This window comes from Erythrobacter sp. SN021 (assembly GCF_021864455.1).
The window spans coordinates 700,625-716,944 of record NZ_JAKKUW010000001.1; the positions used below are offsets into that span (position 1 = coordinate 700,625).

Below are 16,320 nucleotides of genomic sequence, written 5' to 3' on the forward strand. Positions count from 1 at the left end.
TGCGCCCCCGCGAGGCTTAATCCGCGGTTGCCGGGGCGGCGAGCGGAAAGTACGGAATGCGCACTTCCAGCGGAGAGCCATCCTCGCCGCGGAACGTGTAGAAGCCTTCCATCGAGCCATGGGGCGTGTCGAGCGGGCAGCCCGAAACGTAATCATGGCTCTGCCCCGGCATCAGGACCGGCTGTTCGCCAACCACGCCATCGCCATCGACATGGCTGACCAGCCCGGCCCCATCGGTGATCCGCCAATGCCGGGTCATAAGCTGGACGCGCTCATGAGAGCCGTTTTCGATACGGATGTGATAGACCCAGAACCACTTTCCCGCTTCCGGGCGCGATTGCTCGGGCAGGAAATTCACCGAGACGCGAACCGTAATCCCATCGGTAATCGCGGCATGTTGGAAGAGCTCTTTCATCACAAACCCAAATTAGAGCACCTGCCAAGCTGTGCAAGCAAAACCGTGCGATTTTCCACCTTAAGCGTCTCGCCTGCCCTCCCGGCGATCCTCTCGGCAAGCACCGATCAACCGCGTTAGTTCGGGCTTTTTGCGCTGCAATGCCCACCGCTTTGCCGATCCGGCGAACCGAAGACGACTGGCTGCGCCGCGTTAGGGCCGGCCGTCGGCCAGATAGCTTTCGAGCTGGCCGAGGCGTTCCTTACCGAACCACATTTCGTCGTCGACGAAATAGGTCGGAATGCCGAAAGCCCCGCGCGCAACCGCCTGTTCGGTATTGTCCGCCAGTTCCGCCTTCACCGCCGCATCCTGCGTGGCGGCGAGCAAGCGCTCCGCATCGAGCCCTGCCCCGGCCAGTTCGCGCCCCACCACCTCGATATCGCCGCTATCGATATTACGCTCCCACACCGCCGGAAGCAGGGCTTCGACGATGGCGTGTCGCTCCGCCTCGTCGCCCGCCGCCACCAGTACACGCTGGGGCAGGATCGAATTGAACGGCAGAGCGGGGTGTATCCTGAACTTGTCCATCCCGTGACGGTCCAGAAAGCGCTGGAATTCGAGCGCGGCATAGGCGACCTTGCCCTTCACATCGGCATCGCGCACCATCGGCGGGGCATTGCCGGTGAGCTTGTGCATCCCGCCGAGAAAGACCGGCGTCACCACCAGGCGCGCATCGGTCCGCGCCGCGATATCCTTCAGTGGATACCATGCAAGATAGCCATTCGGCGCGCCGAAATCGAAAATGTATTCGATGGTCTTCCGAGCCATTCGTTTCCCCTCGCTCCCCCCGATAGCCGTTTGATGCTATGCTTGCGAGGATGAAAGGCATCGCCCTCCTCCTGCCGCTCGCGCTGCTCGCCGCTCCGCCGCCGCCCGCGCTGGCGCATCCGGGTGGGCTGAATGCGCAAGGATGCCATAACAACCGCAAGACGGGCGATTATCACTGCCACCGCAACCGGCGCGCAACGCCTCAACCACCCACATCGCAGATCAGGGGCGGCGTCTATTTCCCAAACTGCGATGCCGCCCGGGCGGCAGGCGCAGCGCCGATCCGGCGAGGAGAGGCCGGATATCGGCGAGCGCTGGACCGCGACAATGACGGGGTGGCCTGCGAAGTATCCCGCAGACGATAAAGGCAGGTTATCGAAAAGGGGTCGCCAAACGATACGGATCATATCCAGTCGCTACTTGCGAATGACTCGCATTAGCGTAGAAGGGCTGCAAAGGAGATCGCATGGCCCGTTCGCATGATTCGACCGCTCTCGAGTTGCCGTTACCCGCCCGCCGCCACCAGACGCTGGGGCTGGTTCTCATGCGGCGACTGGCGGCACACGGACTGCACGATGCCCGCGCAACCATGCTGGCGCTCGATGCAAGCGGTGCGGAATTTCGCAAGGTCTTGGTGCTGGCGCGGGCGCTGGTCATCGATCTGGCCCGAACCTCGCAGCGCCGGATTCTGCTCGCACCGTGCTGCGCGACCGGAATGACACGCGACGAAGGTCTGCTCATGGCGCTTATCGGCGGCGCCGGTCTCGACGTTCACGGCGTGCTGACCGACGATGCGCGCTGTGCCGTGGCGATGACGAGCGCCCATGCGCTGGGCGGAGAGCTGGAAAGGATCGCGATCCGCAATAACTGGCGGCGCTAAAGCCCGGCGGCGGACAGCGCCCGGTCGAGGTCTTCCTTCACATCCTCGACATCCTCCGGCCCCATATCGATCCGCAGCAGGCCCTCGGTCACGCCTATGCAAACGTGATCGTCCTGCGTCATGCCCGCATGGGCGGTGCTGGCCGGGTGGCACATCAGACTGCGCGCATCGCCGATAGTATTGGGAGATATCGACCAGCCCGAACGCATTGTCGCTCCGGCACCGGGGACACAGGTCGAGTGTTTCGAGCCCCGTCGGCCGATATCAGGCTGGATAGCCGTCGGCCGCGGCGAAATCGCAGATCTATTCGAGAGCCAGGGTCAGGGCCCCATCGTCGATCCCTGGCGCACGCATGGCAACCGTTTTCGCACTCGGCAGTTGAGACGGCATGATCGCCCGTGCCGCACCCGCTCTTCTGCTTCTGGCCGCCTGCAGCGCGCCATCCCCTTCTGGCGACAGTTCGCCTGCTTCCGCCGGCCCCTCCCCCGGCGCGAACGGAAATGTGCCTGCGGCATCATCCGATCCCTATTCGGAAAAGCTGCAATGGATGCTCGATCGGGCGGCCTTTGCCGAAGACCCCGAGGTACCGTGCCTCAAGCGCGAGTTCGAGCGGCCCGAATGGGTCGAGGACCCGGCCACGCGAACCCGGCTGCGCGAAGTGCGTTCCGACAGTTTCTGGCTCGGCCGCTGGGCACGCGAAGAACTGGGCGACCGGCTGGCCTATTCCACAGTGACCTACGACTGGACGCCGGGGCCGGAGCGTATCTTTCCCGATGCGCGGCCGCCTTTGGTCTATGAAATCGCGGTGACGGGCTCGGAGCCTGTAAGTCCCCCTCCGCTGGGCGACCGCGCCAGAGGCGTTCCGGTTAAGGTGCTCTACGATGTTCCCTACAGCCACGACCAGTTCATGGAACGGCGGCGGATCGGGCACGAGATCACGCGCCAACTGCTCGATACCAATGGCGAAGGCGGTTCACCCGAGACGGGCTGGGCGGTGATGATCGACGTCTATAGCGAAAACGGCAAACCCGACCCGCAAGCGCTCGCCCAGTGCGACCGGCTGCGGCGCGCCTACGATCTGCCGGTGCTGATGCAGTTTTCGAGCGGGCGCATGACCATGGACATGGGCGAGCTGGACGAAACCGACTAGAGCCCCGCCGCGCCAAGCGCGCGGTCGATATCCTCCTTGAGGTCCTCGACATCCTCAAGCCCCACATTGATCCGCAGCAGGCCCTCGGTCACGCCCATCTCGTCGCGTGCGTCCTGCGTCATGCCGGCATGGGTGGTGCTGGCCGGATGGCACATCAGGCTGCGCGCATCGCCGATATTGTTGGAAATATCGACCAGTTCGAGCGCATCGAGAACGGCGAAGGCAGTGGCCCGGTCGCCCACGTCGAAGGCGAAGATCGGGCCGGTCGCGACCATTTGTTTGCATGCGAGATCGTGGCGCGGGTGGCGGGGCAGGCCGGGATGCAGCATCTTCGGCACGCGGCCTTCCATGAATTGGCCGAGTTCGACTGCGTTCTCGCTCTGGCGCCGCGCGCGCAGGTCCAGCGTCTCGAGGCCCTTCATCACCACCCAGGCGTTGAACGGCGCGATATTGGGGCCGGTATTGCGCTGGAAGGGCAGCAGCACCTCGTCGATCCACTCCTGCGATCCGCAGACCGCGCCCGCCAGCACCCGGCCCTGCCCGTCCATCAGCTTGGTCGCGCTGTAGGCCACCACATCGGCGCCGAAATCCATCGGCTTTTGTAGCGCGCTGGTGGCAAAGGCGTTGTCGACCACCGTAGTAATGCCATGCGCCTGCGCGACGCCGCAAACATGCGCGAGATCGACCACGTCGAGCGTCGGATTGGCGGGCGTTTCGAAGAAGAAGACCTTGGTATTGGGCCGGATCGCGGCCTCCCACGCATCGTCGTCGGCGCTGTCGATCACCGTCGTCTCGATCCCGAAGCGCGGCAGCAGATGATCGAGCAGCCAGCGACACGAGCCGAACGCCGCCCGCGCACCGACCACATGGTCTCCTACAGAAAGCTGGCACAGCAGCGCGGTGGTCATCGCCGCCATCCCGCTCGCCTGCGCGCGGCACGCCTCCGCCCCTTCCATCAGCGCGATGCGCTCTTCCAGCATGGCGACGGTCGGGTTCTGGAGGCGCGAATAGGTCATGCCCTGCGCCTCGCCCGCGAAACGGTCGGCCACGGTCTGCGCGTCGTCATAGCTATAGCCGCTGGTGAGAAACAGCGCTTCGCTGGTCTCGCCATGCTCGCTGCGCCAGGTGCCGCCCCGCACGGCCTGAGTCGCGGGGCGCCACCCAGAGGTGATCGAACGGTCGGTGCCGGTAGTCTTCTTCATGGCTGGCTCGATAGCATGGCGCGTGCGTGCGGCAAGCAGGTCAGCCTTCCAAGGCGGCAAGCCCGGCTTCGGCGGTATCGCCCAGGCCCAGCGCATCGAACATCAGCGCCCCCTCCACCAGCGTCGCGACCAGCCTCGCCCCGCCCTTGGGATCGGGATCGTCGGGAGGCATGTGCGCCTCGAACCAGGCAAGCTGGCTGTCCATCATCGCCGAGGCGCTGGCGCGAAAGGCCTTGCCGCCCTTCGCCGAACCCGCGACGATTTCCCACCACAGCCGCAGGAAAGGCGCGAACATGGGCGCCCGGGCGATCGCGAGGAGGCGCTGGGCGCAATCCTTGCGGCTGGCCGCGGGCTCGCTGGGATAGGCCATGTCGAGCGCCTGGGCATACATGGCCGCGACATGCGCGAGCAGCGCCTCGACCAGTGCGTCCTTCGAACCGAAATGATAGATCAGCATCCGGTCGCTGGTCCCGGCGGCCTTGGCCAATGGGCGCAGGCTGGCCCCGGCGAGCCCATGTTCGAGCACATGGGCGGCGAGCAGCGGCAGGAGGGCATCGCGGGACAGGGCGGGCTTGGACATTATTGCTTGTAGCACCTGCTACATTGAGCTACCAGTGTAGCGAGTGCTACATAGCCATCGGAGCCCATCATGACCACTCTCGATATCCTCTTCGTCGCCGGTATTGCGGGCGCCCTGCCCTTCGTACTGTTTCTGGCATTCGGCCGCCAAGTGCAAGAAAGCTTCCTTCTGGTCGCGCTGCTGGCCGGGGCCTTCTGGGGCTTCAGCGCCATCACGATCCTGCGCGAAGGCGTGCTCGGCTTCGTGCCCAACCACACGGTCAATCTGTGGGGCACGCAGGTGTGGTACGACCTGGTCATCTGCGTGGTCGTGGCGCTGACCTTCATCGTGCCGCGCGCGCGGGCGGTCGGCATGAATGTGCCGCTGTGGGTCATCGCCTGCGGGCTGAGCGCCTCGATCGCCCTGCTGCCGATGGTCGCGCGGCTGTTCTGGCTGGAACGGCGCACAACTTCCTGAACCCGCTTGAAGCGGGCGCGCGGCTTTCCTAAGCCGCTTGCCAATGAGCCGCGCGCCCGAGCAACCCAAGGATCCCTTGCGCTGGTGCGCCGCGCTGGCACTGCTTTTCTGGCTGGCCTGCCTGCCGCATCTCACCGTCGCCCAGAAACCCTATTTCGACGAGGTCCACTACCTCCCCGCCGCGCGCGAGCTGCTGGTCATGGGCGAGTTCACCAATCGCGAACACCCGCTGCTGGGCAAACAGCTACTCGCGCTCGGCATGGCCATGTTCGGTGACAATCCCTGGGGCTGGCGTCTGCTCCCGACCCTGTTCGGCACGCTCGCCCTGTTCGCCGCCATGCGGGCGCTATGGTTCGGCACGCTGAGCCGCTTTGCCACGCTTGCCTATGGCGTGTTGCTGGCGACGGGCTTCCATCTGTTCATCCACGCGCGGATCGCGATGCTGGACATCTTCTGCCTCGCCTTCCTCAGCCTCGCGGCCTGGCATTATGCCGCCGCCATCCGCCAGCCCGAACAGGGACGCTGGCGGCTCGCACTGACCGGTATCGCGCTGGGCCTCGCCATGGGCGCCAAATGGAACGCGCTCGTTATCGCCATGCTGCCCGGCCTTGCGTTCTTCTTCGCCCGCGCCGCAGCCGGGCGCCGCCGTTTGTTCCTGAGCCGCCGGGGCGCGCCCGTTCCAGGCACCACGCTGGTCGAGGCGACGCTGTGGCTCGGCGTGCTGCCGCTGGCGGTCTATGCCGCGACCTATCTTCCGGCCTTCTTCTTCCGCGTGAACCCGATTACCGAAGGTCTGCTGTTCCACCACCAGTTCATGCTGTCGCAGCAGGAACAGGTGCTCAAGCCCCATCCCTACCAGTCGACCTGGGAGCAATGGGTGCTGAACGCGCGATCGATCTGGTATCTCTACGAGCCGATCGATGGCGTGCAGCGCGGAATCATGCTGATCGGCAATCCGCTGACCATGCTGCTCGGCCTGCCCGCGCTCGCCTGGTGCGCCTGGCACGGCGTAGTCCGCCGCCACTGGACCGCATTGGGCGTGGTCGCGCTCTATGGCGTGAGTCTAGGGTTCTGGATCATGGCGAGCAAGCCGGTTCAGTTCTATTACCACTACGCCCTGCCCAGCATGGCGCTGCTCGCCGCGCTGGCGCTGGCCTGCGACGCATTGTGGCAGAACGGCTGGCGGAAAACCGCGCTTGCGCCGGTCGTCAGCAGCGTGCTGGTATTCGCCTGGTTCTATCCCATCATCAGCGGTGCGCCGCTGAAAGGGCCTGACAGTTTCGCCGTTTGGACCTGGCTGGAAAGCTGGAGGTGAGTTTTTCGCTGCGTGCGTGAGGCGCAGCCGCGCTTCCCTAGGCTGTGCCTTCCCGCTCCCCTCCCGGAGTCTTTGGTGGATGCGCCTTCGACATCCGTCGAAGGCTTGCGGCACCAGCCCACTCCCCCACCCGGCCACCCATTCAGCATGATCCCATGGGTGGCCGGGTGGGGGAGTGGGCTGGTGCCACCGCAGGGCCGGGACCGATGTCCCGACCGCACGCAACAATCCCTAATACCTGCCCCACACGAAGCGGCTCGAAAGCGCGTAGTTCCACACCGAGCCGATGCCGATGCCGACCAGTGCGGCCAGCACTTCGTGAAGGCCGCGATCATACAACGTGGTCGCCACCGCGACATTGGCGAAGGCGCCGATCGAGCAGGCCACGATGAAACTGAGCCAGCCCCAGAACACCTTGTCCGCTTCTTTCAGGCGGCGATCGCGGTAGGTCAGGAAGTTGTTGAGCCAGAAATTGAAGGTCATCGCCCCGAACGTCGCGACCGCCTGGCTCCAGCCGAAATTCGTTCCGACGATCAATAGGAAGGCATAAAGGATCGCCATGTGCACGCCGATGCCGATAACCCCGACCGTCCCGAACAGCGCGAAGCGTGTGGGAATGACGCGGCCGAAGCTCTTGTCATAAAGACCGGCGAGAAAATCGAGGGCAATCGCACGATCGAGCTTGCTTTCACCGGAGCGGCGAGCGGAGAAGTTCATCGGAAAATCCTTCACCTTGAGCGGTGTGTCGGAAGTGGCCAACAGGTCGAGCAATATCTTGAAGCCGATACCCGACAGGTTGGGCACCAGGCGGCGCGCCGTCGCGGTGGGCAGCAGGAAAAAGCCGCTCATTGGGTCGGACAGGTCCACGCCGGTCAGTTTGCGGGCGAGGAAATTGGCCACGCTCGACAGCTTCTCGCGGTCGGGACGCCCCCATTCCTCCATGCTCGCGCCTTCGGCGAAACGGCTGGCCACGGCGACCTCGGCCTCGCCCGATTTGACTGCCGCAAGCATATCGACAAGCAGCCTGGGATCGTGCTGGTGGTCGGCATCCATCACCGCGACATAGGGCGCGGCAGTGGCGCAGAACCCCTCGATCGCCGCACTCGACAGGCCCCGACGGCCGATCCGTTGAATGACTCGAACGCGCGGGTCGGACAGCGACAGACGGCGAGCCTCGTCGCTGGTCCCGTCCGACGAATTGTCGTCGACGATCAGCACCTCCCAGCCCGAGATGCCCAGCGCATCCTCGATCCGCTCGACCAGCGGTTCGAGATTGTCGCGCTCGTTGAGCGTCGGCAGGATGATGGCGAGGTCCAGCGGACGGGCGCTGGAGACGGTATTGGCTATGGAGGGCTGCGTTTCCGGGGTCATATCCATTGCATGACCCGGTTATGCCGCATTCCTCAAGATATGGTTACCAGCTTCCTAACAATCGCATCGCCGATCTCGCCCGTCGAAGCGCTGCCGCCGAGGTCGCCGCCAAACACGCCATCGGCCAAAATGCCCTCGACCGCGCGCTCGATTCGCGCCGCGTCTTCCTCCCGCCCGAGCGAGTGGCGCAGCAGCATCGCGAGGCTCAGCACGGCGGCCACCGGGTTCGCCTTGCCCTCACCCGCAATGTCGGGTGCGCTGCCATGGATCGGCTCGTAAAGGCCGAAAGTGCCATAATCGGTCTGCCGTTCGCCGAGCGAGGCGCTGGCGAGCAGGCCGATCGACCCGACGCAGGCAGAGGCCTGATCCGACAGGATATCGCCGAACAGATTGCCGGTGACGATCGTGTCGAACTGGCCCGGCGACTTCACTAGCTGCATCGCGGCATTGTCGACATACATGTGATCGAGTTCGACCTCGGGATAGTCTTTCGCCACCTCGACGATCGTCTCGCGCCAGATCCGGCTGGTTTCGAGGACATTGGCCTTGTCGACGCTGGTCAAGCGCTTGTTCCGGCCCATCGCGGCGCGGAAGGCGGTATGCGCGATGCGGCTCACTTCGGCCTCGTTATAGGACATGGCGTCCCACCCCTCGCGCCCGCCATCGCTCACCCGTTCGCCCTTGTCGCCGAAATAGACATCGCCATTCAGCTCGCGCACGACGAGCAGGTCGATGCTGCGCGCGACTTCGGGTTTGAGCGAGGACAGGTGTTCGAGGCCGGGAAAGCCAGCCGCCGGGCGCAGGTTCGCGAACAGGCCAAGCTCGCTGCGCAGGCCGAGGATCGCCTGTTCGGGCCGCAAGTCGCGCGGCAGGTCGTCACAGGTGAAATCGCCCACCGCGCCGAACAGCACGGCATCGGCGGCGCAGGCCATTTGCAGCGTTTCCTGAGGGAGCGGATGCCCATGGCGGCGGTAGGCCACAGCGCCGACATCGCCCTCTAACAGCGTCAAACCGGGCAGCGCGAGTTCATCGAGCACGCGCAGCGCCTGTGCCGTAACCTCGGGACCGATCCCGTCGCCTGCGAAAACTGCAATCTTCAAGTCACTACCTCGCCATTGCGAGCGGCACGGCCGCGCGGCAATCCATGGACCGACAATGCGGCTACCGAAACGCCATGGATTGCTTCGTCGCCAGCGGCTCCTCGCAATGACCGATCAGGATATCATCCGTGCCAGCCGCTGCCTGAGGAGTTGCCGTGCAGCTAGGACGTCGGCCCGGGTATCGGCAAGCAGGTAGCGTGCGATAAGCGGTTCCTGGCGGTCGAGAATTTCCAAGGCCTGCCCAAGGTCCGCTATCGCGGGCCGCTCGCCACCATAGCCCAGCTCGCGCAGCAGCAGCGTCTCGTAGATGGCCAGCGCCTCGACCCACTGGCGCGCAGCATCGGCCGAACAGATCGCATCGAGCAGTCCGCCGAGCGCCGCGTAAAGCGTGGGATAGGGGTTGCGCTCGGGCAGTGCCGCGGCGGTGAGCGCGGTGGCCCATGCGATGGCGGCGGACGATAGCGGTTCGGACAGCCACGGCCCCCGGCTCCGCACCAGCTCCAGCCTGGCGAATGGTAGCTGGCTGTCCGACTTGGCGCGGATGTCCGCCTGCACCACGTTTCCGGGGATCATTACCGGCCGCAACTGCCGCCCGCGCCCGCCCGCGACATAGGCGGCAACCACTCCGCTCTCTTCGGTGAGCAGCCGCGCGATCACCGCCGTTTCCCCATGCGGGCGCGCGGCGATCAATATAGCGGGTGCGGTGAGGTGCATGGGCTGCCCTGTAGCACCATCCGTGGCCCTGCCTTCGCAGGGGCGACGGTCACTTGATCTTGGCTTCCAAAGCCGCGACGCGGGCCTTGAGGTCTTCCGCCTCCTCGCGGGCCTTGGCGGCCATCATCTTCACCGCGTCGAATTCCTCGCGGCTGACGAAATCCATCCCGCCGAAGGTTTCCTTCGCCCGCTCGCGCGCGGCATCGCGTGCCTCGCGCCCCATGCCGGCAAGCGTACCGGCCGCCGAATTGGCGAGTTTGACGAAATCGGCGATCAACGGGTTCTGAGATTGCATCCCGTCCCCTTGGGACGCGATGCGGTTTTTGTCTAGCCTCAAGCGCCGGCGGCCGCATCCGCAGCCTTAGGCTTTCCTCGCTCATGCGACCTGAAGGTCGCATCGCTGCGGGCGCGCAGTCGCGCTTGCCTCGCCTGCGGCTCGGATCGGCGCAGGACAGCTTGATCGCGCATGATCCGTCCACGACCAGTGGACGGCAAGGCCGACCGGCCGCCCGCAGCGGGCGCAGCTTGCTGCGCGTCTAGCGAGGACGAACCCGCGGAGGCGGGTTCGAAAGACAAGAATTCAAATCCTCACCCGTTCGACCGCGCCGTCAGGATCGCCACCATCCGCATCGGGATTGAGCTGCAAAAACTGGTAATTCAGCGCGGTCGCGAAGCAGACCCAGGCGAGATAGGGCAGCAGCAGAACTGCAGCCAGTTTCCGCACGCGCCAGAACAGCGCGATGACCACCAGCAGGGTGAGCACGATTGCGACCAACAGAAAAAGCGCCCCGGCGATCTGCTGCGCCCCGAAGAATACGTAGCTCCACGAAAGGTTGAGCAGGAAATGCACCGCGAAGACCCATAGGGCGGCGGTGCGCCCGCGTGCGCCCCAGGCCGAAGCGACGAGCGCCACCGACAGGCCGATCATCGCATAAAGTATCGTCCAGACGATACCGAACCATTTGGGTTCGGGGTAGATATCCGGCTTTGCGAGGTTCTGGAACCAGGCGGTGTCTGGGCTGCCCAACATCCCCGCAAGGAAGCCCAGCAACACGCAAAGCGGAACCGTGAAAAGTGCCCAGCGAATGAAACTTGCGCGCAGCTGCCCGCGCGACGCCAGCATGTTCATGCGAATATCCCGTCAGCGATTCGTTTCATGCGCCTTGTGACGAGCCCTTGGCCCAGTGGCAATGCGCCGGCGCGATTCGTACCCGGGTGGAGCGGTGTTTTAAAACCGCAGCATCACTTTACGCGCCAATGCCGGCGAAGCGGAGTGAACTGCCTTCAGTATCTTGACCATGCCGACATTGGCTTCCGAATGCCCCTTCTCCAGCGCGTGGACGATCTGCCGCGCGCATTCTTCGGGCGGCATCTTCTTGTTGGTGCGCCCGGCGGTCATCTGGGTGTCGACCACCGGCGGCAGCGCCTCGATTACCGCGACATTCGTATCGGCCAGTTGCGCGCGGATCGCCTGCGTATAGCTGCGCAGCGCCGCTTTGGTCGCGCAATAGACCGGGCCGCCCGCGCGCGGCGCGATGGCAAGCCCGCTGGTGACATTGACGATCGCCGCCTCGGGCCGCTGTTTCAGCCGCGGAACAAGCGCGGTAATCAGCCGGATCGGCGTGTTGAGATTGGTATGGATGCAATCGTCCGCCGCATCCGCATCGGGCGCGGCTTCGCGGAAATCGTGGTCGACCCCCTGGCCGGCATTGTTGACCAGCACATCGATGATGCGGTCTCCCAGCGCATGAAGAATGCGCTCGGCGCCGAGCGGGGTGTGAAGATCCGCCTCGATCGCCTCGAACCCGCGCTTGCGCATCGCCTCCAGCCGCTTGAGCGAACGCCCGGTCACGATCACCTCGGCGCCCTTGTCCCTGAGCTGGAGCGCCATCTGCTCGCCGATACCTGCCGTGCCTCCGGTGAGGAGCACACGCTTGCCATTCATGTCCATCAGGCTTTCACTATCCTTTTTTCCACGAGGCTGCGAACGATGGGGCGCGGTGTGCGTTCCGGCAAATCCCCTTCCGAAACATCGCGCCAATTGCCGTGCTTGCCCCTATCTCTTGCCGGGCGGGAGGCTACGCCGCAAGGGCATGAGCGGCAATGGAGACGCGTATGAAACAGGTCGACTACCTCGTGGTGGGTGCTGGCATCGCCGGATTGTCGGCGGCCGCGCGGCTGGCGCGCCATGGCGAGGTCGTCGTGTGCGAAACAGAGGCGGCGCCGGGTGTGCATTCCTCGGGCCGCAGCGCCGCCTTTGCGCATTTCGACATGGATGCGCCGCTGGTGCGGGCGCTGACGGCGGCGAGCCTGCCGCTGCTGGAAGAGCCCGCCGTCCGTCCCCACCCCGCGCTGTTCGTCGCGCTCGATGGACAGGAAGACGTGCTCGACCGGCTGGAGGTGAACTATCGCCAATGGTCACCGCAGGCACGCCGCCTGTCGGCAGGCGAAGCGCGTGACCATGTTCCCGTACTGCGCGAAGGCGAAGGCGGGATCACTGGAGCGCTGCTCGATCCTGCGGGCCGCAAGCTGGATGCCCATGCCTTGCTCGAAATGCATCGCAAGGCGCTGATCGCGCGGGGCGGATCGGTTGCCGTTAAGGCGCCGGTGGCTTCGCTGCATCACGATGGCCGGTGCTGGATCGTCGATACGCCGGGCACCAGCTATGCCGCGCGCGTGGTGATCAATGCGGCGGGAGCATGGGTGGACGAAGTGGCGCGTCTCGCCGGTGTGGCTCCGATCGGTATCCGCCCGCTGCGCCGCACGGTCATCACCTTCGACGTGACGGTGGACGTTTCCGCCTGGCCTTTCACCAAAACAGTCGGCCCCGGTTTCTACATCGAACCCGAGGGGAGCGGCCGCCTGCTCGCCAGCCCGATGGACGAAGGCGAAAGCGGCCCGTGCGATGCCCAGCCCGAGGAGGAGGACGTGGCGCTCGCCGCCTGGCGGGTGGAGGAGGCCACCACGCTTGCCATCCCCCGCCTCGCAAGCAAATGGGCGGGACTGCGTAGCTTTACCCCGGATCGCCTGCCGGTGGCGGGCTTCGCCCCGGCAGCCCCCGGCTTCTTCTGGCTGGCAGGCCAGGGCGGCTTCGGCCTCCAGACCTCGCCCGCCATGTCATTGGCCACAGAAGCGCTGGCCATGGGGGGCGAATGGCCGGAGGAATTGCAGGCGGTGGGGGTCGACCAAGCGGCGCTGGCACCGGATCGGCTGCTCTAACAGTCCCACAAGCCACCCGCCTCCCGGTTTTTGTAGCAAGGGGGGCGGACTGTGGACCGCCCTTCACAGCTGTCCTTAGCGCATCAGCACCAGCTCTTCCGCCATCGTCGGATGGATCGCGGTGGTGGCGTCGAAATCGGCCTTGGTCAGCCCGGCCTTCACCGCGATCGCGGCGGCCTGCATCATTTCCGCAGCCTCCGGCGCGATCATGTGGATGCCGACGATTTCGCCGCTCTCTCCGTCGCAGACCATCTTGAACAGGCTACGCTCATTGCGTCCGGCCAGAACGTTCTTCATCGGCCGGAAGTCGGACTGATAGACCTTGACGCTGCCAAGCTTGTTCTTCGCCTCGCCCTCGGTCATGCCGACCGCCGCGATGGGAGGATGGCTGAAGACGGCACTGGGAATGCAGGAGTGGTCGACCGCCAGCGGCTCCTGCCCGCCGAACACGGTGTCGGCAAAGGCCTGCCCTTCGCGGATCGCCACCGGCGTCAATTGCACTCGATCGGTCACGTCGCCCACGGCATAGATGTGATCGACATTGGTCTTGCTGAACCGGTCGACCTTGATCTCGCCATTGTCGCCCGCTTCGATGCCTGCCTTGTCGAGGCCGAGCCCTTCCACATTGGGCACGCGCCCGGTGGCGAACATCACCTGGTCGACGCGCTCCTCGTCGCAATCGGTCAGCTTGACGAAATAGCCGCCATCCTCGCACGGTTTGATATATTCGAACTTCGTGTTGAACTTGAACTCGATGCCTTTCATGATCGAGATCTGCAGCAGCCGGTCGACCAGCGCCGGATCGTAGCCGCGCAGCAGCTTGTCGCTGCGGTTGACCAGCGTCACCTTGCTTCCGAACTCATTGAAAATGCCCGCGAACTCGTTGGCGATATAGCCGCCACCCGCGATGATGATGCGCTCCGGCAACTTGTCGAGATGGAACGCCTCGTTCGAGGTGATGGCATGTTCCGCACCCTCGCATTCGGGCAGGCGCGGCCGAGCGCCGGTGGCGATCAGAATGTATTTCGCCGTGACCTTCCTGCCGCTCGCCAGCGTGATCTCGTGCGGGCCGGTAATCTCCGCGCGTTCGTGGAAGATGGCGACATCGTGGTTTTCGAGCGTGTCGGTATAGGCACCCTCGAGCCGGTCGACATCCTTCAGCACATTGTCGCGCAGAACCGCCCAGTCGAATTCGCAATTCTCGGTTTTCCAGCCGAAGTTTCGCGCATCCTTCAGATCCTCGGCGAAATGCGCGCCATAGACGAGCATCTTCTTGGGCACACAGCCGCGGATGACGCAGGTGCCGCCGACCCGGTGCTCTTCGGCGATCGCGACCTTCGCCCCGTGAGCCGCCGCGACGCGGCTGGCGCGCACGCCGCCGGAACCGGCACCGATGGTGAAAAGGTCGAAATCGTATTGCTCGGACATGCGGCAGCTCCGTAATTAGCGCAGGCGTGCGATATGGCCCGCCATACGCATTTGCCAAGGCAGGAGTTACAGGGAAGCTGCCCCTGGCTTCGGATTAACGCCCCGCGCGGCGTCGGTTGCGATTGCGCGAAGGACGACCGCCGCTCGGCTTGCCACCGGGTGCACCGTCGCGCTTGGGCGCGCCGGCGCGGTTGGGGTGCTTGTTCTTGGGCTTGGACCGGCGCGCCGCGGCATCGCCGGTGGGGCGAACCTTGGGCTTGGCCATGCGCTGGCCGGGAGCCGCGCGCTTGGTCGGCCCGACACCTTCCACCACTGCACGAAAATTGTCCGGCAGCGGCAGGCGTTCGAACTCCGCATCGGTCTTCTTGCGAATGTCCTTCAAATAGTCGCGCTCGTCCTCGGCACAAAAGGCAATGGCGATGCCGTCCTTGCCCGCGCGCGCCGTGCGCCCGATGCGGTGGACATATTGTTCCGGCACATTGGGCAGTTCGTAATTGATCACATGGCTGACGCCCGGAATGTCGATCCCGCGCGCGGCCACATCGGTCGCGATGAGGATCGGGGTCTTGGCGCGCTTGAATTCGTCGAGCGCGCGTTCGCGCTGCGGCTGGCTCTTGTTGCCATGGATGGCATTGGCCGGGATGCCGACCTGCGACAGCTTCTTCACGATCCGGTCGCAGCCGTGCTTGGTCCGCGCGAAGATCAGCACGCGCTCGAACTTGCCGGGCACCTGGTGGCGTTCGGACAGGATCATTTCGAGCAGCGTCTGTTTTTCGTCCTGCTGGACCATGAAGAGGAACTGGTCGATCCGCTCGGCCGTGGTGCTTTCGGGCGTCACCGAGACCTTGACCGGATTGCGGCAATATTTGCCGACCAGTTCCTGGATCTGCTTGGGCATGGTGGCGCTGAAGAACAGCGTTTGGCGGTCTTCGGGCACAAGCTGGCTGATGCGGCGCAGCGCATGGATGAAGCCGAGGTCGAGCATCTGGTCGGCCTCGTCGAGCACCAGCACTTCGACCTTGTCGAGGGTGAAGGCCTTCTGGTCGATCAGGTCGAGCAGGCGGCCCGGCGTGGCCACGAGGATATCGGTCCCGCGATGCAGCTTGTTGCGGTCCTTGTTGACCGAGGTGCCGCCGACGATCGAATGCACTTTGAGACCCGCCAGCGCGCCATATTCCTTGGCGTTCTGGGCGATCTGCCCGGCAAGTTCGCGCGTCGGGGCGAGCACCAGCATGCGGCAGGATTTGAACGGCGTCTGCCGGTCGGCATCGCGCAGCCGGTCGATGCTGGGCAGCATGAAGGCGGCGGTCTTGCCGGTTCCGGTCTGCGCAATGCCCAGCAGGTCGCGGCCTTCGAGCACATGCGGGATCGCCTGCGCCTGGATCGGCGTGGGTTCATTGTAGCCCTTGAGGTCGAGGGCCTGGAGGACGGGCTGCGATAGCCCGAGGTCGGAAAACTGAGTCATGATTACTCGCATTAAACATGCGGCGCGCCGTCGGTTCCAAGGCGGAATCCGGGCGCGGTCGCGGGGTTTGAAACCACCCGCGTGAATTGGGAAGTCTTGGAAGATGAACCGAGGCGCGGCCGGGGCGATGGATGTAACGTCATCGCCGCTTCACGCTGGCTAGCGCGCTTCGATGGCGTGCATGTGGTGCAGGGCATGATGAAAGTCAAGCCGTACGA

The 16,320-nt window shown here is 64.9% G+C and carries 19 protein-coding genes; 6 read left to right on the forward strand and 13 right to left on the reverse strand.

The window, feature by feature from the left end; genetic code table 11:
* Positions 1-16: 16 nt before the first annotated feature.
* Positions 17-415: a Co2+/Mg2+ efflux protein ApaG gene (gene apaG / locus L5849_RS03410; RefSeq protein ID WP_115417115.1), complete on the reverse strand. Its 399-nt coding sequence runs from the start codon at positions 413-415 to the stop codon at positions 17-19.
* Between the two features lie 192 nt (positions 416-607).
* Positions 608-1,222 (reverse strand): 2-hydroxychromene-2-carboxylate isomerase, encoded by a 615-nt coding sequence (locus L5849_RS03415; RefSeq protein WP_236924420.1) that lies wholly within the window; start codon positions 1,220-1,222, stop codon positions 608-610.
* Between the two features lie 50 nt (positions 1,223-1,272).
* Here L5849_RS03415 and L5849_RS03420 point away from each other — a divergent pair, with 50 nt between their 5' ends.
* Together L5849_RS03420 and L5849_RS03425 are read left to right on the forward strand one after the other, a co-directional pair.
* Complete coding sequence (locus tag L5849_RS03420; protein ID WP_236924421.1) at positions 1,273-1,587, forward strand: excalibur calcium-binding domain-containing protein; 315 nt, start codon at positions 1,273-1,275, stop codon at positions 1,585-1,587.
* Positions 1,588-1,688: 101 nt separating this feature from the next.
* A complete protein-coding gene (locus tag L5849_RS03425; protein WP_236924422.1) occupies positions 1,689-2,102 on the forward strand; it encodes a DUF6628 family protein in 414 nt (137 codons plus the stop codon).
* Here L5849_RS03425 and L5849_RS03430 read toward each other — a convergent pair.
* Positions 2,099-2,311, reverse strand: a complete 213-nt coding sequence (locus L5849_RS03430) for a PLP-dependent transferase (RefSeq protein WP_236924423.1) — start codon at positions 2,309-2,311, stop codon at positions 2,099-2,101. The genes L5849_RS03425 and L5849_RS03430 overlap by 4 nt on opposite strands.
* Positions 2,312-2,490: 179 nt before the next feature.
* On the opposite strand from L5849_RS03430, the gene L5849_RS03435 reads away from it, so the two are divergent.
* Positions 2,491-3,252: a hypothetical protein gene (locus L5849_RS03435; RefSeq protein ID WP_236924424.1), complete on the forward strand. Its 762-nt coding sequence runs from the start codon at positions 2,491-2,493 to the stop codon at positions 3,250-3,252.
* Here the strand turns inward: L5849_RS03435 and L5849_RS03440 are convergent.
* Together L5849_RS03440 and L5849_RS03445 are read right to left on the reverse strand one after the other, a co-directional pair.
* Positions 3,249-4,454: a PLP-dependent aspartate aminotransferase family protein gene (locus tag L5849_RS03440; protein WP_236924425.1), complete on the reverse strand. Its 1,206-nt coding sequence runs from the start codon at positions 4,452-4,454 to the stop codon at positions 3,249-3,251. The two genes, L5849_RS03435 and L5849_RS03440, sit on opposite strands and share 4 nt — an antisense overlap.
* A gap of 40 nt (positions 4,455-4,494) precedes the next feature.
* Positions 4,495-5,034 (reverse strand): TetR/AcrR family transcriptional regulator, encoded by a 540-nt coding sequence (locus L5849_RS03445; RefSeq protein WP_234041433.1) that lies wholly within the window; start codon positions 5,032-5,034, stop codon positions 4,495-4,497.
* 69 nt (positions 5,035-5,103) lie between these two features.
* Between L5849_RS03445 and L5849_RS03450 the strand changes: the two genes are divergently transcribed.
* Together L5849_RS03450 and L5849_RS03455 are read left to right on the forward strand one after the other, a co-directional pair.
* Positions 5,104-5,490, forward strand: coding sequence for a hypothetical protein (locus tag L5849_RS03450; RefSeq protein ID WP_236924426.1), 387 nt, complete (start codon positions 5,104-5,106; stop codon positions 5,488-5,490).
* 43 nt (positions 5,491-5,533) lie between these two features.
* Positions 5,534-6,805 (forward strand): phospholipid carrier-dependent glycosyltransferase, encoded by a 1,272-nt coding sequence (locus tag L5849_RS03455; protein WP_236924427.1) that lies wholly within the window; start codon positions 5,534-5,536, stop codon positions 6,803-6,805.
* Between the two features lie 231 nt (positions 6,806-7,036).
* On the opposite strand, the gene L5849_RS03460 is transcribed toward L5849_RS03455, so the two are convergent.
* The 6 genes from L5849_RS03460 to L5849_RS03485 form a co-directional block, all read right to left on the reverse strand.
* A complete protein-coding gene (locus L5849_RS03460; protein ID WP_236924617.1) occupies positions 7,037-8,176 on the reverse strand; it encodes a glycosyltransferase family 2 protein in 1,140 nt (379 codons plus the stop codon).
* 32 nt (positions 8,177-8,208) lie between these two features.
* Positions 8,209-9,276, reverse strand: coding sequence for a 3-isopropylmalate dehydrogenase (gene leuB, locus L5849_RS03465; RefSeq protein ID WP_236924428.1), 1,068 nt, complete (start codon positions 9,274-9,276; stop codon positions 8,209-8,211).
* Positions 9,277-9,390: 114 nt separating this feature from the next.
* Entirely contained in the window at positions 9,391-9,990 is a 600-nt protein-coding gene (locus L5849_RS03470; RefSeq protein ID WP_115417124.1) for a DNA repair protein RecO, read from the reverse strand.
* A gap of 49 nt (positions 9,991-10,039) precedes the next feature.
* On the reverse strand, positions 10,040-10,285 hold the full coding sequence (locus tag L5849_RS03475) for an accessory factor UbiK family protein (protein WP_236924429.1): 246 nt from the start codon (positions 10,283-10,285) through the stop codon (positions 10,040-10,042).
* Between the two features lie 285 nt (positions 10,286-10,570).
* Positions 10,571-11,119 (reverse strand): TspO/MBR family protein, encoded by a 549-nt coding sequence (locus L5849_RS03480; protein WP_236924430.1) that lies wholly within the window; start codon positions 11,117-11,119, stop codon positions 10,571-10,573.
* A gap of 99 nt (positions 11,120-11,218) precedes the next feature.
* A complete protein-coding gene (locus L5849_RS03485; RefSeq protein ID WP_306664116.1) occupies positions 11,219-11,935 on the reverse strand; it encodes an SDR family oxidoreductase in 717 nt (238 codons plus the stop codon).
* Positions 11,936-12,105: 170 nt separating this feature from the next.
* On the opposite strand from L5849_RS03485, the gene L5849_RS03490 reads away from it, so the two are divergent.
* Positions 12,106-13,209 carry an FAD-binding oxidoreductase gene (locus L5849_RS03490; protein WP_236924432.1) on the forward strand — a complete coding sequence of 368 codons (1,104 nt, stop codon included), beginning with the start codon at positions 12,106-12,108 and terminating at the stop codon, positions 13,207-13,209.
* Positions 13,210-13,284: 75 nt separating this feature from the next.
* Here the strand turns inward: L5849_RS03490 and gorA are convergent, their stop codons facing one another.
* Positions 13,285-14,637, reverse strand: coding sequence for a glutathione-disulfide reductase (gorA, locus tag L5849_RS03495; RefSeq protein ID WP_236924433.1), 1,353 nt, complete (start codon positions 14,635-14,637; stop codon positions 13,285-13,287).
* A 94-nt stretch (positions 14,638-14,731) separates the two neighbouring features.
* The gene (locus tag L5849_RS03500; protein ID WP_236924434.1) at positions 14,732-16,102 is read right to left on the reverse strand and encodes a DEAD/DEAH box helicase; all 1,371 of its coding nucleotides are present in this window, start codon (positions 16,100-16,102) and stop codon (positions 14,732-14,734) included.
* Between the last annotated feature and the right edge of the window lie 218 nt (positions 16,103-16,320).

Bases quoted from the DNA above. Each gene is read 5' to 3' on its own strand.
- L5849_RS03485 (WP_306664116.1), bottom strand. From the start codon at position 11,935: ATGAATGGCAAGCGTGTGCTCCTCACCGGAGGCACGGCAGGTATCGGC.
- L5849_RS03500 (WP_236924434.1), bottom strand. From the start codon at position 16,102: ATGACTCAGTTTTCCGACCTCGGGCTATCGCAGCCCGTCCTCCAGGCC.
- L5849_RS03470 (WP_115417124.1), bottom strand. From the start codon at position 9,990: ATGCACCTCACCGCACCCGCTATATTGATCGCCGCGCGCCCGCATGGG.
- gorA (WP_236924433.1), bottom strand. From the start codon at position 14,637: ATGTCCGAGCAATACGATTTCGACCTTTTCACCATCGGTGCCGGTTCC.
- L5849_RS03480 (WP_236924430.1), bottom strand. From the start codon at position 11,119: ATGAACATGCTGGCGTCGCGCGGGCAGCTGCGCGCAAGTTTCATTCGC.
- L5849_RS03440 (WP_236924425.1), bottom strand. From the start codon at position 4,454: ATGAAGAAGACTACCGGCACCGACCGTTCGATCACCTCTGGGTGGCGC.
- L5849_RS03420 (WP_236924421.1), top strand. From the start codon at position 1,273: ATGAAAGGCATCGCCCTCCTCCTGCCGCTCGCGCTGCTCGCCGCTCCG.
- L5849_RS03445 (WP_234041433.1), bottom strand. From the start codon at position 5,034: ATGTCCAAGCCCGCCCTGTCCCGCGATGCCCTCCTGCCGCTGCTCGCC.
- L5849_RS03430 (WP_236924423.1), bottom strand. From the start codon at position 2,311: ATGCGTTCGGGCTGGTCGATATCTCCCAATACTATCGGCGATGCGCGC.
- L5849_RS03425 (WP_236924422.1), top strand. From the start codon at position 1,689: ATGGCCCGTTCGCATGATTCGACCGCTCTCGAGTTGCCGTTACCCGCC.
- L5849_RS03415 (WP_236924420.1), bottom strand. From the start codon at position 1,222: ATGGCTCGGAAGACCATCGAATACATTTTCGATTTCGGCGCGCCGAAT.
- L5849_RS03455 (WP_236924427.1), top strand. From the start codon at position 5,534: ATGAGCCGCGCGCCCGAGCAACCCAAGGATCCCTTGCGCTGGTGCGCC.
- L5849_RS03490 (WP_236924432.1), top strand. From the start codon at position 12,106: ATGAAACAGGTCGACTACCTCGTGGTGGGTGCTGGCATCGCCGGATTG.
- L5849_RS03435 (WP_236924424.1), top strand. From the start codon at position 2,491: ATGATCGCCCGTGCCGCACCCGCTCTTCTGCTTCTGGCCGCCTGCAGC.
- apaG (WP_115417115.1), bottom strand. From the start codon at position 415: ATGAAAGAGCTCTTCCAACATGCCGCGATTACCGATGGGATTACGGTT.
- L5849_RS03460 (WP_236924617.1), bottom strand. From the start codon at position 8,176: ATGACCCCGGAAACGCAGCCCTCCATAGCCAATACCGTCTCCAGCGCC.
- L5849_RS03475 (WP_236924429.1), bottom strand. From the start codon at position 10,285: ATGCAATCTCAGAACCCGTTGATCGCCGATTTCGTCAAACTCGCCAAT.
- L5849_RS03450 (WP_236924426.1), top strand. From the start codon at position 5,104: ATGACCACTCTCGATATCCTCTTCGTCGCCGGTATTGCGGGCGCCCTG.